At 67.2% G+C, this 15290-nt stretch carries 12 protein-coding genes; 6 read left to right on the top strand and 6 right to left on the bottom strand.

Annotated features, from left to right (window positions below):
• Positions 1-7 precede the first annotated feature (7 nt).
• Positions 8-1339, top strand: coding sequence for a hypothetical protein (locus PGN12_07645; protein ID MEH3103766.1), 1332 nt, complete (start codon positions 8-10; stop codon positions 1337-1339).
• A gap of 9 nt (positions 1340-1348) precedes the next feature.
• Here the strand turns inward: PGN12_07645 and PGN12_07650 are convergent, their stop codons facing one another.
• The 6 genes from PGN12_07650 to PGN12_07675 all read right to left on the bottom strand — a co-directional run bounded on the left by PGN12_07650 (position 1349) and on the right by PGN12_07675 (position 10466).
• Positions 1349-3094 (bottom strand): methyl-accepting chemotaxis protein, encoded by a 1746-nt coding sequence (locus PGN12_07650; protein ID MEH3103767.1) that lies wholly within the window; start codon positions 3092-3094, stop codon positions 1349-1351.
• Positions 3095-3231: 137 nt separating this feature from the next.
• A complete protein-coding gene (locus tag PGN12_07655) occupies positions 3232-4164 on the bottom strand; it encodes a TauD/TfdA family dioxygenase (GenBank protein MEH3103768.1) in 933 nt (310 codons plus the stop codon).
• A 40-nt stretch (positions 4165-4204) separates the two neighbouring features.
• The gene (locus PGN12_07660) at positions 4205-5566 is read right to left on the bottom strand and encodes an MFS transporter (GenBank protein MEH3103769.1); all 1362 of its coding nucleotides are present in this window, start codon (positions 5564-5566) and stop codon (positions 4205-4207) included.
• A 12-nt stretch (positions 5567-5578) separates the two neighbouring features.
• Positions 5579-7993 carry a TonB-dependent receptor gene (locus PGN12_07665; protein MEH3103770.1) on the bottom strand — a complete coding sequence of 805 codons (2415 nt, stop codon included), beginning with the start codon at positions 7991-7993 and terminating at the stop codon, positions 5579-5581.
• 398 nt (positions 7994-8391) lie between these two features.
• On the bottom strand, positions 8392-8568 hold the full coding sequence (locus tag PGN12_07670; protein MEH3103771.1) for a YezD family protein: 177 nt from the start codon (positions 8566-8568) through the stop codon (positions 8392-8394).
• Positions 8569-8633: 65 nt separating this feature from the next.
• Positions 8634-10466 (bottom strand): arylsulfatase, encoded by a 1833-nt coding sequence (locus PGN12_07675; GenBank protein MEH3103772.1) that lies wholly within the window; start codon positions 10464-10466, stop codon positions 8634-8636.
• Between the two features lie 285 nt (positions 10467-10751).
• Between PGN12_07675 and PGN12_07680 the strand changes: the two genes are divergently transcribed.
• From PGN12_07680 to PGN12_07700, 5 genes are all read left to right on the top strand, one after another.
• Positions 10752-11876: a glycoside hydrolase family 43 protein gene (locus tag PGN12_07680; GenBank protein MEH3103773.1), complete on the top strand. Its 1125-nt coding sequence runs from the start codon at positions 10752-10754 to the stop codon at positions 11874-11876.
• A gap of 64 nt (positions 11877-11940) precedes the next feature.
• Complete coding sequence (locus PGN12_07685; protein ID MEH3103774.1) at positions 11941-13296, top strand: alpha-L-fucosidase; 1356 nt, start codon at positions 11941-11943, stop codon at positions 13294-13296.
• Between the two features lie 27 nt (positions 13297-13323).
• Complete coding sequence (locus PGN12_07690) at positions 13324-13536, top strand: hypothetical protein (GenBank protein MEH3103775.1); 213 nt, start codon at positions 13324-13326, stop codon at positions 13534-13536.
• A gap of 5 nt (positions 13537-13541) precedes the next feature.
• Entirely contained in the window at positions 13542-14111 is a 570-nt protein-coding gene (locus PGN12_07695) for a sugar O-acetyltransferase (GenBank protein MEH3103776.1), read from the top strand.
• Positions 14112-14158: 47 nt separating this feature from the next.
• Complete coding sequence (locus tag PGN12_07700) at positions 14159-15241, top strand: glycoside hydrolase family 43 protein (protein MEH3103777.1); 1083 nt, start codon at positions 14159-14161, stop codon at positions 15239-15241.
• The last annotated feature ends 49 nt before the right edge of the window (positions 15242-15290 follow it).

The following is a 15290-nucleotide window of genomic DNA, read 5'->3' on the forward strand; positions in this document are numbered from 1 at the left end:
ATCATCGATGCGACCGGCGGCCTCCAGCGCGTTTCTCTCCCTTGGCCTGATCGCCGCGCCGGCGGCGGCACAGCAGCCCATCTCCCCGGCGACCGCGGCGATGCCGGCGGCGGCGGATGATCGCGACGAGCTGCGCCGGACACTGGCGGTGGAGCGACAGGAGCTGGACCGCCAGCAGCGCGCGCTCGACGAGCAGCGCGCGCGGATCGACCGGCTGGAGGCGCGGCTGTCCGGGCGCGGCGAGGCGGGGGCGCAGGTCGCGCAGGCCGCCTTGCCGCCAGGCGGCGTGCCGCTCCCGGCGTCGCCGCCGCCCGCACCACCCTCCGCCGCGACGCAGGTGCAGACCGTCGGCGAAGCACCCTCCGACCAGCGGCAGGTTCAGGTCGCGGTGCTGTCGGAGCAGGGCGGGATCATCACCAAGGCGGGACGCGCGACCGTCGAGGTCAATTTCGAATATGCGCGCGCCGATCGCAACCAGGTCGTGTTCCGCGGCGTGCAGATCCCGGAGGCGGTGCTGATCGGCGTCTTCGATATCAACCAGAGCCGACAGGACGTATTGACGGTCGGAACGGTCGGGCGGCTGGGGCTGACCAGCCGGCTCGAGATCAACGGGCGGCTGCCGTTCGTCTATCGCTCCGACAAATCGGTGCTCGCGCCGGTCGCCAACCCGACCGAGCCGAATGCGGGGCAGCTCGACCGGCCGGTCAGCGGTGCGAACATCGGCGATATCGACTTCGGGCTGCGGTATCAGTTCACCGACGGCAACAACGGCGCGCCGTATCTGATTGCGGGCGTGCAGGCGGTGGCCCCCACCGGCACCGACCCGTTCCGGGTGCCCCGCGACGCGCTCGGCAATGCGCTGAAGGGCGCGACCGGGGCAGGATTCTGGGCGGTGACACCGAACGTGACCGCGATCCTGCCCAGCGATCCGGCGGTGTTGTTCGCGACCCTGGGTTACACCTACAATTTCGCACGCGACATCAATCGCCAGATCGGCGCGACGTTCATCGAGCGCGTCGCACCGGGCAGCCAGCCCTCGGCGAGCGCCGGGATCGCGATCGCGCTCAATCCGCGCACGTCGATCAGCTTCGGCTATGCGCAGACCTGGGCGCTGGGCACCAAGACCCGCGTCCGCGCGCTCAACCAGACGACACAGGAGCTGGGCGACGCGATGACTGCGGAAAGCCGCGACCTCCAGATCGGACGCCTGCTGTTCGGGGTCAGCTATCGCACCTCGCCGACCACGACGCTGAACTGGAACGTCGAGGTCGGCGCGACCGACGATGCCGCCGATGTGCGGACGACGCTGCGTATCCCCTTCACGTTCAACGCCTATTGAGGGCTGCGTTCACGCCGCGCGCGCGAACGGGGCGGGGGCCTGCGCAACGTCGAAGCGCGCGATCTGGCTGCCGAGCGCGCCGGCCTGCGCCTCCAGCTTGCGGGTGACCGCAGTGACTTCCTCGACCATCGCGGCATTCTGCTGCGTGGTGCCGTCGATCTGCGCCAGCGCGATGTCGATCTGACGCAAGCCCTCGGCCTGGGCGGAGGCATTGGTCGCGATCTCGGAGACCTGCGCGGTGATTGTGCCGATCTGCGTCGTGATCCGGTCGAGCGCGCTGCCGGTGTCGTTGACGAGCCGCACGCCGTCCTCGACCTGCTGGCTGCTCAGCACGATCCGCTGGCGCACGTCGGTCGCGGCGTCGGAGCAGCGTCCGGCGAGCGCGCGCACCTCGCTGGCGACCACCGCGAAGCCCTTGCCGGCGTCACCGGCGCGCGCCGCCTCGACGCCCGCGTTGAGCGCCAGAAGATTGGTCTGGAAGGCGATGCCGTCGATCACCGCGATGATCTCCGAAATCTCGTTCGACGCCTGCTCCAGCCGCCCCATCGCGGCGACCGCCTCGCGCACGACCTGTGCGCCGTCACGCGCCTCGCCATGGACGCGGTGCATCGCCGCCTGCGCGCTGGCGGCGCCGGTCGCGGCGTTGTTCACGGTGTCGGCGATCGCGCTCATCGCCGCGGCGGTTTCCTCGAGGCTCGCCGCCTGTTGCTCGGTACGGCACGACAGATCGTCGGACGCCTGCGTCAGCTCGGCGGTGAAGCGATAAACCGTCTCGCTGCCGCTGCTGATCCCCAGCAACGCATCGTGGATCGAGGCCAGCGCGCGGTCGAAGTCTCTTGCCAGCGTCGCATAACTGGCGGGCAGGGTCTGCCCGAGCCGCTGCGTCAGGCGACCTTCGGCGAGCGCGGCGAGCTGCTGCGCGAGCGTGTCGACAACCTGCCGCTGCTCGGCGTCGGCGCGCGCCTTCGCCTCGCCCGCGTCGCGGAAGACGACCAGCGCCTTGGCCATCGCGCCGATTTCGTCGCTTCGGTCCGTTCCCGGCACCGCGACGTCGCGGCGGCCACCCGCCAGTTCGGTCATTGCGCTGCGCATCTCGCCGAGCGGGCGAAACATCTTCCGCGTCACCGCGAGGCAGACCAGCGCGGCGCACAGCGTCACCAGCACCGCGACGATCGCGATGCTGCGCTGAACCTCGTGGACGCTGGCGAGGAAGTCGGCGGCCGGGATGCCGACGTAGAGGATCCCGACGACCGCGCCGTTCGCATCCTTGATCGGGTCGTAAGCGGTGAAATAGTTGGTGCCGAGGATGTCGGCGCGCCCGCGATAGTTGCGGCCGTCGCGCAGCACGGTGTCGCGCACCGCGTCGCTGGTCAGCTTCGTCCCGGTGGCGCGGCTGCCGTCCTTGTTCTTGACGTTGGTCGCGATCCGCGTGTCGCCACGGAAGATCGTCGCGGTGCCGCCGACCAGTTCCTTGACGCGGTCGACCGCGTCGTGATCGCCGTTGAGGACGTGGCCATCGATCGAGAGCAGATCGCCCTGCACGGCGGCGGCGCGGCCGTGGCGCTGGAGCACGCTCCACGCGACGCGCATGTTCGCCTCCTGTCGCTCGGTCGCGCTCCGTTCGGCATTGATCGCCAGCACCGTGGCGGTGACCGCCGCCGTGACCAGCGACAAGAGGCACAGCGACAACGCGATGAGCCATGTCACCTTCGCAGAGAGGCTGAGATCGCGAATTCGTGCTGCCACACCCGGCATCTGACGCTTCCAATTTCCTGTTGATCGCTCGTCGCCTGATTGGCGGATGATCGGGCACATGCAGGAAAAGCGTTAATTTACAGGCACCAGTGGCAATCGCTGGAACGGCCCGCCCGCGAACGGGCGGGCCGACCATCTCAGGCCGCCGCGGCGGGTGCGGCCGGTTCGGGCTTGATGGCGCGGCTGGTGCGTCCGTCGATGCCGCGCGGCACGTCACCCGCGACGGTGGCGCGACGCAGGTGGCGGCGCTGCAGCCCGAAGTCCGCAACGGCGCGATGCTGCGTCGAGCGATTGTCCCAGATCGCCACGTCGCCGACCTGCCACCGCCAGCGCACGACATTCTCCGGCTTGGTGATATGATCCTGCAGGATCGCGAAAAGCCGCTGCGAATCCGCGGTGTTGAGCCCGGCGAAGCGCTTGACGAAATGACCGAGCAGCAGCGAGCGCGCGCCGCTTTCGGGATGGACGCGCACGACCGGATGTTCGGTTTCGTAGATCGTCGAGGTGAAGACCTTGCGATGCTCTTCCAGCGCCTTCGACGCGCCGGCGAGCACCTCGGCATAATCGTAATCGTTGCTGTGGATCGCGGTCAGCCCGTCGACGAGCGTGCGCAGCGAGTCGGGCAGTTCCTCATAGGCGGTTTCGCCGTTCGCCCAGAGCGTGTCGCCGCCTGCGTCCGGGATTACCAAGGCGCGCAGGATCGATGCCTTGGGATAAGCGGGAACGAAGGTGACGTCGGTATGCCAGCTCGACGCGGCGTATCCTTCCTTCGATTCGAGTTCGAGCAGGTAGCGCGAGCCCTCGGCGACCGGGACCGTCGGGTGCGCGATCGGATCGCCGAGCAACGCGGCGAACGCCTCGTGCGCTTCGTCGGTGAGATGCTGTTCGCGGAAGAAGATCACCTTGTGGCGGACCAGCGCGGCCTGGATCGCGGCAACGGTCAGCGGGTCGAGGTCGCCGCCCAGCTTCACGCCGCGGATCTCGGCGCCGATGCGGCCAGCGACGGGGTGGATGTCGAGCGGGCTTTCCGCTTCGGCGGCATTCACGAACCGGTGGACGAGAGACGTCATGGCACTTCTCCTTCTTCGTGGTCGATGCGGGGTGATGCGGTCAGCCGGCGAGCGCGCGGCGGATGCGCGCATGTTCGGCCTGATCGAGCGGAAAGCGGTAGAGGCAGGCGGCGGACATCAGGTGCGCGATCGCCGGGCCGAGCGCGAAGACCAGCAGTAGCCCGTCCAGCGCCTGCGGTGTGTTCGACGCGCCCGGCGTGAAGCCGAGCCACGCCACCAGCGGCAGTGCGATCCCGACCGCGGCGGCCATCCCGGCCTTGCTGGTCAGGCTGAACACCGAATAGAACAGCGTTGTGCGGTCGGCACCGGTCTCCAGCCGATGCTTGTCGGCGACATCGGCGACCATCGCGCGGAGCATCAGATTGCCCGAGCCCTGCGCAAGCCCCTGTGCCAGCGTCAGCGCGAGCAGCAGCGGGAAGCGGGCCGGGGTGACGAGCAGCAGCGCGAGGTTGATCGCGACCTGCACCAGCTCGCCGAGGATCGCCGTGCGGTGCTTGCCGAGCCGCGTCGCGATCCGCATCCAGATCGGCCCGGCGGCAACGCCGAAGACGAACTGGAACAGGAACAGCCCGCTCGCCCATTCCGGCCGGCGCATATAGGCGCTGACGAAGAAGACGATCAGCGCCGAGCGGATCAACTGTCCGGTCGTGACCGCAAAGTCCGAGACGATCACGCGCAAGAGCAGCCGCTCGCCCGCGATCAGTCGCACGGCGCGCGCCAACGGCATCCGCGCCTGCGCGACCGGCGGCCGGCTGTCGTCCTCCACCGCACCGAGCGTCAGCGGCAGCGTCACAGCAAGGCCGCCGATCACCACCAGGCCGAACGACGCCAGCTTCAACGAGGCGTCGTCGGGCCTGATCTGATCGATGATGGTCGGCAGGATCAGCACCAGCAGCAGCGCGATCGACCCGGCGACCGTCGAATAGCTCGCGATGCGGGTGCGTTCGTCGTAATCGTTCGACAATTCACCCGACCACGCCAGATACGGGATCTGGATCATCGACCAGCCGAGATAGAAGAGGAACAGCGCCCCCGCGAGCAGCGGCGCGCCGAAGCCCTCAGGCGGGAAGAACAGGATCAAGGCCGCGGCGGCATAGACGATCGCACCGGCGATGATCCACGTCCGCCGCCGCCCGAGCCGGCTGTTGCCGTAATCGCCGAGCACGCCGATCAGCGGATCCGCCAGCGCGCCCCAGATCCGCTCCAGAAGGAAGATCAGTCCGATCGTCGCGAGCGGCAGTCCGTAATGCTCGGCGTAGATCGCGGGCAGATAGACCGCCACCGGGCTCTGCGCGGCGTAGATCGGCAGCGCCAGCGACGAGAAGGCCGCCAGCCGTAACGGAGTGAGCCGCGTGCCGCCGCGTGTTGCCGGGGCGAACAGGGATGCGTGGAGTGTGGCCATGTCGCTGGATCCTCACAGCTTCGTGCGAAGGGTGACGCCCCAGGTGCGCGGGTCGCCGACGATGCCGGTCACCAACCCGAAATTGGTCGGCGACAGCGTCTGGAAATATTCGGTATCGCCCGCATTCCTGACCCAGGCGGACAGGTCCCAGCGCGCGTCTTCGCTGCGCAGGCCGATCCGCAGGTTGAGCACGCCGTACGCGTCGATGACGCCGTAGCGCGAGTTGCCGGCGGTGGTGTTGAACGACGAGCGATGCGAATAATCGCTGTGGCCATACAGTTCGAGCGCGCCGCCGAGCGGCTGCGCGGCGTCCGCGCCCAGCGTGTAAGTGAACCTGGGCACGCCCGCGAGCGGTTCCCCGGACAGGTTCTGGATGCCGCCGAGGTTCAGCCGCTCGGGCGCCTGCGGGGCGTTGCGATAGTCGCGGTAGGTGGCGTCGGTATAGCTGAACGACGCGTTGAGCGATGCGTGCCGGGTCGGCGTCCAGACGAGATCGCCCTCGACCCCGCGCGAGCGCACCGCGGGAATGTTCGCGATATACTGGCGATAGGTGACGGTGTTGGCGAGCAATTCGGTGATGCCGGTCTGATAGTCCGAAACGTCGGTCCAGAAGCCGGCGAGGTTGAGCGTCACGGTGCGGTCGAGCCATTGCGACTTCAGCCCGACCTCATAGGCGTTGACGCCCTCGGGCCGGACGTTGGGGTCGATACCGGCGGGCAGCGCGGTCAGGTTGAGCCCACCCGATTTGCTGCCGCGCGAATAGGAAGCATAAAGCAGGGCGTCGGGGGCGACCCGGTAGGAGAGCGTCGCCAGCCCCGAGAGGCTGCCGGCGTTGAGCCGCGTCGTGAAATCCATGACGGGATTGAACTGGGAGCGGATCGCGAGCGCGGCAGCGCGCGCCTTGTCCGGAAGCCCGGACAGGTCCGCGCCGGCAAAGTGGAACTGGTTGAAGCGGCCGTTCTTCGCTTCGCCGGTATAGCGTAGCCCGACGGTGAGGTGCAGCGCGTCGGTCGCGTTCCATGTCGCTTGCCCGAAGGCGGCGAGGCTCTTGGTTTCCGGTGTCGACGTCGACCGTGCTTCGAAGCCGGAAAGCGCGGCGTTGCCGATCGTCGCGGAGACCGCAGGCAGGTTCCAGCTCGCGGCACTGGCGCCATAGGCGGTCGCGCCATAGCCTCGGACGATCTGCCAGAAGTAATAGGCGCCGATGACGTAATCGATGGTGTTGGTGCCGGTCGAGGCGAGCCGCAGCTCCTGGCTGAACTGGCGCTGGCGGTTCGCCTGCTGCGCCTTGGTGACGATCGGCAGGGCGGTATTGTCGCCGTCGTTGGCCGGATCCCAGTCCCACCAGCGATAGGCGGTGATCGAGGTGAGCGCCGCTTGCCCCAGATCCCAGTCGAGCTGCGCCGATGCGCCATAGCTCTTCATGTTCGACTGATAATGGCTGTTGGCCTCGCCGCGTCGCGCGAACGGATCGACGGGCAGCGGCGTGTAGCCCGCCCGCGCCGCGCGGTCGCGGAAGTTGTTCGGGATCGCGGCACCGTTGTCGTAGGTGCCGAAATAGTTGGCGAAGATGCCGAGCACGAAATGCTGCTTCTGCTGCGAATAGTCGCCGATCAGCTTGATCGCCAATGCCGGCGTCGGCGTTACCAGCAGCTGCGCGCGCGCCGAGAAATTGTCGTAATCCTGCGCGCGCTGGCGGGTGGTGACGTTGGTGAGGAAACCGTCGCGGTGCGTGTCGGCGATGCTGAGCCGATAGGCGATCGTGTCGGCCACGATCGGCCCCGACACGGAGCCGCGCACCTGATGATAGCCGTAATCGCCCAGCGTCGCTTCGCCCGCGAACTCGGTCGTGAAACTCGGCGCGCGCGACGAGATGTTGATTGCCCCCGCCGTGGTGTTCTTGCCGAATAGCGTGCCTTGCGGCCCGCGTAGCACCTCGATGCGGTCGAGATCGACGAGGTCGAACTGCGACTGGCCGACGCGACCGTAAAAGACGTTGTCGATGTAGATGCCGACGCCATTCTCCAGCCCGTCGTTGGTCAGGGCGACATTGGAGCCGAGCCCGCGGATGTTGATGTTGGTGTTGCGCGGGTTGAAGCTGAAGACCTGAAGGCTGGGCACGAGTTGCTGCACCTGCCCGAGCGTGAAATTGCCGGTGCGTTCCAGCGTTTCCGTCCCGACGACGCTGAGCGCGATCGGCACGTCCTGCGCGCGCTCCTGACGGCGGCGGGCGGTGACGAGCACTTCGTCACCGGCGGCGTCGGCCGTCGCCGCATCGGAGGGGTTGGCGTCCGCGGGCGTCGCGGCGGGATCGCTCGGCGCGGCGGTGGCGGCGATGTCCGGGAGACGGGTTTCGGCGGCGAGCGCAGTGGTCGAGGTGGCAGACAACAGCCCGGTCAGCAGAAGACGCCAGGCGCAGCGCGACACGCCGCCCGCCAAGGTGGTCGATGGCAACAAGATGTGGAACTCCCGTCACGATCCGGCGGCCGTCCCCCTGACGGCACGAACCGGTCGATGATTTTCGTTGGACGTGGGTGGAGCCTGCGCTGCGCCTCTTAAGGGCGCGCCGCCCGGCTCGATCATTTTAGCAGATCAAACGCATCACATTCCCCTTCACGTCAGGGGAAGACACGAAGCCTGGCGTGGTCGCCTCGGCATCGTGCGCTTTAGCCGTTGGTGACGCGGAGCAAGCTGCATCCCGATCAAAAGCCGCGGGCCCGGTGTGATCCGGCGAACCGGAAAGCGGAGGGCCAGACCGCCTGGTGAATATCTATCGATCTAATAGGAGATCGCGTCACCATAGCTTTGGTATCAGGGCCCAAAGTTCAGTCGGAGAAGCGTTGCCGCCGGGTCACGTCGAGCTGGACGACGCGCGCGCCGTGGACGGTGAGGACGATCGAGCCATAGTCCAGCCCCGCGATCGCTTCCTCTACCGCGCGTAACACTGCCTCGCGTGCCGCCGGCACCGGGCGGTCGGACGCGACGGATAGTTGGTCGATCATCGCATATGATCCTTCGCTGACGGGAAGAGGCCGGGCGGCATCGTCGCCCGGCCGACGGTGGACGATCAGTTCGCTCCGCCCGGTTTCGCCGCCTGGCGGATGCGGGTGCGCACGTCGTCCCAGGTGATGAGCGGATAGAGATTGTGCGCCTGCGCTTCCTGATCGAACAGCGCCTGTAGCTCGGCGAGCTTCGCGGGGTTCTGCGCGGCCAGATCGCGGCGCTCGGTCGGATCGTCGTCGAGGTTGTACAGCCGCCACGACGGCGCGCCCGCAGGCAGGCCGATATCGGCATCGTTGATCAGCGGATTGTGCGCCGCCAACGACGCCTTCCAGCCATCGTGATAGATCGCGCGCGCGCCGAAGATGTAATAATATTGGGTATGATGCCGCGACGGGGCGGCGGCATCGTCGATCGTGTAGGCGAGCGAAATACCCTCAACCGGTTGCTGCGCGATGCCGCGGATCGTGGTCGGCGGCGCGATCCTGGCGAGTTCGAGCGTCGTCGGCAGGATGTCGATGACATGCCCGTATTGCGGGCGGATGCCCCGCGCCGAAATCGCCTTCGGATAGGTGAGGATCAACGGATTGCGCGTGCCGCCCTCGCAATTGGCATCCTGCTTCCAGCACCGGAACGGCGTGTTGGTCGCCTGCGCCCAGCCGAGCGGATAATTGGCCTCGATCCCCTCCGGCTTTCCGATCCGATCGATATGCGCAACGTTATACGCGATGTTCTCCTGCGCCGGAACCGAAGTGGCGGTCATCGCGCGGTCGATGTTGCCGTTGAGTGTACCCTCCTTGCTCGCGCCGTTGTCGCCGATCACGACCACGAAGAGCGTGTTGTCGTATTGGCCAATCTGCTTCAGGTGATCGAGCAGCCGTCCGATCTGCGCATCGGTGTAGGTGAGGTAGCCGGCGTATACCTCCATGAAGCGCGCATAGATCTTGCGCTCGTCGGGGCTGAGCTTCGCCCACGGCTTCACGCCCGGGTCGCGCTCCGGCAGGACGGCGTTGCGCGGGATGACGCCGAGCTTCTGCTGCTGCGCGAAGACCTGCTTGCGATACACGTCCCAGCCGGCGTCGAACTTGCCGCGGTAACGATCGCTCCATTCGGTCGCGACCTGATGCGGCGCGTGCGTCGCGCCGGGCGCGTAATAGAGGAAGAACGGCTTGGGCGCCGCCGGCGGTGCCGCGCCAAGAACACCGCGCCGGGGCGCGGCCCTTTGCTGACGGTCGATGAAGCCGATCGCCTTGTCGGTGATCTGCTCGCTCAGGTGGCGGCCATCGGGCGGGACATGTGCCTGATCCTCCACCAGATCCGGCTTGTATTGATCGGTCTGCGAGCCGAGGAAGCCGAAGAAATGGTCGAAGCCCTTTCCGGTCGGCCAGCGATCGAACGGGCCGGCGTCGGTGGCGTCCTCGTCCGGGGTCACGCCGTACTTGCCGACCGCGAAGGTGCTGTAACCGTTGTCGCGCAGCACCTCGGCGACCGTGCCCGCCGACGACGGAAGATAGCCGTCCCAACCCGGAAAGCCGGCGGCGAGCGAATGGTGCGAGAAGCCGGCCACGTGCACCGACGCGCTGTTGCGCCCGGTAAGGAGTGCGGCGCGGGTGGGGGCGCAGATCGCGGTGGTGTGGAAATTGGTGTAGCGCAGCCCTTGTTGCGCCAGTTCCTCCAGGCGCGGGGTGCTGATCCCGCCGCCGAACGCGCTGGCCGCGCCGTAGCCGACATCGTCGAGCAGGATCCAGACGATGTTCGGCGCGCCCGCCGGGGCGCGGACGGGGGTCGGCCACGCCTCGGTCGATTCAGCGAGCGTGCGACCGACCTTGCCCTGAAATGGTTGTTGAACCTGCGCTTGTGCCTGCGCGGTCAGTATCATGATCGCGGCGAGTGCCGTCATGGATCGTTTCACTGTTTCCCCCTTCGTGCCGAAAGCGCCGGCGCGCACCACCGGTCGCACCGGAATCGATTGGTAGCCGGCCGGAATGTCGTGGCTGCCAGCAATTCACACTAAACCGATAGGATCTGAGAATGCCGCAATTCTTGGGATGCGGAAAGGCCAGCTATGGGCGACGACATTCAGCCGAGTGTGAGGGGGGCAACGATTTGTAATCGTTGCAACATCTTGTCGGACTATTTAACTCGCGGGACGAGCGCGAGGTTCGCGTGGTCGACGGGAGGCGGTATGAAGGCGTTCATTGCAGCGACGACGATGACGTTGATGCTCGGCACGGTGGCGTCGTCCGCTCGCTCGATGCCGCAACAGAGCGCACCGGCCGCGTCGGCGCAGCAATTGGCGGTGGTGCCCGCGCTCGCTCGCTATCCCGCGCCCAAGGTCCGCGCGACGGCGCGCTCGGCCTATCTGCTCGCCTATTTCAAGGACGAGACGCATTCGCTGCATTTCGCGACCTCGGCGGACGGCTACACCTTCACCGACGTCAATGACGGCGCGCCGGTGCTGTCGGGGCGCGCGGTCGCCGATCAAAAGGGTATCCGCGATCCGCACATCATGCGCGGGCCGGATGGCGACTTCTATATGTCGATGACCGACCTGCACATCTTCGCCAAGCGCGAGGGGCTGCGTGCGACTGACTGGGAGCGGCCGGAGAAGGATTATGGCTGGGGCAACAACCGCAACCTGATCCTGATGAAGAGCCACGACCTGCTGCACTGGACGCTGGCGAAGGTCAACGTCAGCGCGCTGTTCCCGGCCTTTGTGCAGGCGGGCAATGCCTGGGCACCGGAGACGATCTGGAACCCGGCGCGTCAGCGGATGATGGTCTATTTCACGACGCGGATCGGTAACGGACCGAACTTCATGGTGCAGTCGCTCGCCAACCCCGCCTTCACGACCCTGACGACCGAGCCGAAGCAAATCCTGCACTATCCGCGCCCGGCGGTGAACACGATCGACGCCGACATCACCAGGATCGGCGATCGCTATCACATGTTCTATGTCGCGCATGAAAAGCCGGGCAGCATCCGACAGGCGGTGTCGCGCCGGGTCGACGGTGGATACGTCTACGACGCGCAGAAGATCGATCCCGAAACGGTCGCGGCCGAGGCGCCGAACCTATGGAAGCGCTACGGGACGAACACCTATGTGCTGATGTACGACGTGTTCGGCGCCAAGCCGAACAATATGGGGTTTGCCGAGACGACCGATTTCAAGACCTTCCGCAACATCGGGCGCTTCAACGATCCGGGCTCGAAGATGAAGACGACGAACTTCACCGCGCCCAAGCATGGCACGGTGATGGCGATCACGCCCGAGGAGGCGGCACGGCTGCGGGAGTATTTCGCGGGCTGACGGGGAGGGTGACAGGGGTGCGCTTCCGCGTCATCCTGTTGGAAAGACAAGGCGGGAGAGTGGGATGAAGTGCGCACGACGTCGTTGGTGGCAGGCGCTCACGTTGGCCGGAGTGGCGGCGCTCGCGGTGCCGCCCGCAATGGCGCAATCGACCGACACCTACACCCCGGCCCCGGCCAATCTTGCCGCACGGCAATGGTTTCAGGACGCCAAGTTCGGCATCTTCCTCCATTGGGGCCTGTACAGCGAACTGGGCGGGACCGGATCGTCGGGCGGTGCCGAATGGATCATGCAGGACAACAAGATCCCGGCCGCCAAGTACGAGCGGCTGGCGAAGTTCTTCTACCCGCAGAAGTTCGATGCCGACGCCTGGGTGCGGTCATTCGAGGAGGCCGGCGCACGCTATATCGTCATCACCAGCAAGCATCACGACGGCTTCGCGATGTTCGACAGCAAGGTGTCGCCGTACAATGTCGTGAAAGCGACGCCGTTCCGGCGCGATCCGATCGGCGAACTGGCGGCCGCGTGCCGGCGACAGGGCGTGAAGCTGTTCTTCTATTATTCGCAGCTCGACTGGCACCATCCCGATTACTTCCCGCGCGGGCGCACCGGTCATTCGGCGGGGCGGCCGGATTCGGGCGACTGGGACAAGTATCTCGATTATCAGGATGCGCAGCTGCGCGAACTGCTGACGCAATATGGGCCGATCGGCGGGATTTGGTTCGACGGCTGGTGGGATCAGGAGAAGACGCCGCTGCGCGATCGCTGGCGGCTGGAGCGGACCTACAGACTGATCCACCAGCTTCAGCCCGGCGCGCTGATCGTCAACAACCACCATCACGCGCCGTTCGCGGGCGAGGATTATCAGACGTTCGAGCGCGACCTGCCCGGCGAGAACAAGACCGGCTTCAGCGGCACCGCGACGATCGGTGCGCTGCCGCTGGAAACCGCCGAGACGATGAACGGCAGCTGGGGCTTCAACCTGACCGACGATCAGTATAAGTCGCCTAAGACACTGGTGCAGACGCTGGTCGGGGCGGCGGGGCGCAACGCCAATTTCCTGCTCAACACCGGGCCGATGCCCAATGGCGAAATCCAGCCGGAGAATCTGGCGACGTTCCATACGATCGGCGACTGGCTGAAGGTGAACGGCGCCAGCATCTACGGCACGCGCGGCGGGCCGGTGTCGCCGGGTGACTGGGGCGTCACCACGCAGAAGGGCAAGACGGTGTACGTTCACCTGCTGCGCGCGCATGACGGGCGGATCGTGCTGCCGTTGAAGGCGCAGGTCGCAGCGGCGCGGTTGCTCGATGGCGGAGCGCGGGTCGCGGTGGCGCGGCGGGGGGATGGCGTCGAAATCACCGGGCTTCCGCCGCTTGGTGCGCGCTGGGATCAGGTAGTCGAGCTGACGTTGCGCTGAGCAGCGGTCGGGACAAAGGGTAAGTCTATGGCTGCTTTCGATGATTCCGCCGACCCCGCGCTGGGCGCTGCGTGCAACCGCCTGGCTTCGTGGGTCGAACCCCTGCCGGCCGGGATCGTGATCGATCCGGCGTCGGGGCTGAGCGAGGCGGATTTGGCGTTGATTTTACGGCATCTTTTCGCGACGCGCCGTCAAGGTGCACCCGGTCGGTCCTCGGTGCCGCTGACGGCGCGGGATTGAGCGCGATGGCACAGCGCAGCGAGAAGCAGAAGATGCTGGCCGGCGAGCCCTATCATGCGGGCGACGCAGAACTTATCGCGGACCATCAGGCGGCGCTGGCGTGGATGGCGCGCTACAATGGTGCGGCGGCGCTGCCCGCGGCGGAGCGGCGCGCGATCCTGCGCGAGCGGTTGGCGGCGGTGGGCGAGGGGGCAGTGATCCGGCCGCCCTTCCACTGCGATTACGGCTATAACATCCGCCTCGGGGACGACGTCTTCCTCAATTATAGCTGCATCATTCTCGACGTGGTGACCGTCACGATCGGAACCGGCACGCAGATCGGCCCCGCGGTGCAGCTTTTGACCGCCGACCATCCGCGCGACCCGGCGGCGCGCGCGACCGGCGCGGAATGGGGCCGCCCGATCGCGATCGGACGCAACGTGTGGATCGGCGGCGGGGCGCTGATCCTGCCCGGAGTCACGATCGGCGACGATGCGATCATCGGCGCCGGGAGCGTGGTGACGCGCGACGTGCGCGCGGGGGCGACCGTCGCGGGCAATCCGGCGCGTGAACGGAACGGCGCCCTCCCGGGTTGACCGTCCGCTCCTCGCGGTTATTGTCAGACATAACCGGGAGAGAACGGATGACCTTACTTAGTGCCGGCCGTGCCGGCGCGGTCGCGGCGTTGCGTGCCGCCCTGTTGATGGTGCTCGCGTGCGGTACGTTGCTGGTGTCGACCGGCGCAACGCGCCCGGCACCGGATGCACCGTTGCTGCTGCCCGACATGCCGCTGCACGATCCGTGGATCGTCGCCGATCGCGCCACGCGCACCTATTGGCTGTTCACGCGCAACGAGAAGCAGCTGACCGGCGACAAACGGCTGGGGATCATGGCCTATCGCAGCCGCGACCTGAAGCATTGGCAGCGGCCGGTGATGGTCTTCACGCTGCCCGCGGACAGCTGGGCGAACGACGGCGCGTGGGCGCCGGAGGTGCATCGCTGGAAGGGGCGCTGGTATCTGTTCTCGACCTTCTACAACGACGCCTTGAAGCTGCCCGGGGATAACGGGCGTCAGCCGGTGCGGCGGTCGACGCTGCTCGCCTCGGCGGCGACGCTCGGCGGGCCGTACCGGCTGGAGCGCGGCGGGGCGCCGATCGTCGATGCCGCACGGATGACGCTCGACGGGTCGCTGTATGTCGATCGCGCGGGCAAGCCGTGGATGGTCTATGCGCACGAATGGGTGCAGGTCGGCGACGGGACGATCGAGGCGGTGCCGCTCGACGATACGCTCGCGGCCGCAGGGCCGCCGCACCTGCTGTTCCGCGCCTCCGATGCGCCGTGGGTGAAGCGCGCCGATCCCGCCGACGTGACGGGCGGCAACGTCACCGACGGGCCGGAGCTGTTCCGCACCCGCACCGGCACGTTGCTTATGCTATGGTCGAGCTACGACCGGCGCGGCTATGTCCAGTCGCTCGCGCGGTCGAAGAGCGGCGAGGTTACCGGACCGTGGGAGCAATTGCCGCCGCTGGTGCGTGGCGACAGCGGGCACGGAATGCTGTTCCGCACCTTCGAGGGCAGACTGACGATGGTGCTGCACCGTCCGTTCGAGAACGCGCGCGGCAAGCTGTATGCGATGCGCGATCTGGGCGACACGATCGCGGTCGAGCGCGAGCTGACCGAGCTGGACGGCGAGACGCGGCCGGTGGTGACGGCGGCGGGGGATTAGGGAAGGGTCGGACAAATGACTTCACTCCTCCCGTTTAGGGGAGGGTCCG

Source organism: Sphingomonas phyllosphaerae, assembly GCA_036946405.1.
GTDB classification, from domain to species: Bacteria; Pseudomonadota; Alphaproteobacteria; order Sphingomonadales; family Sphingomonadaceae; genus Sphingomonas; species Sphingomonas phyllosphaerae_D.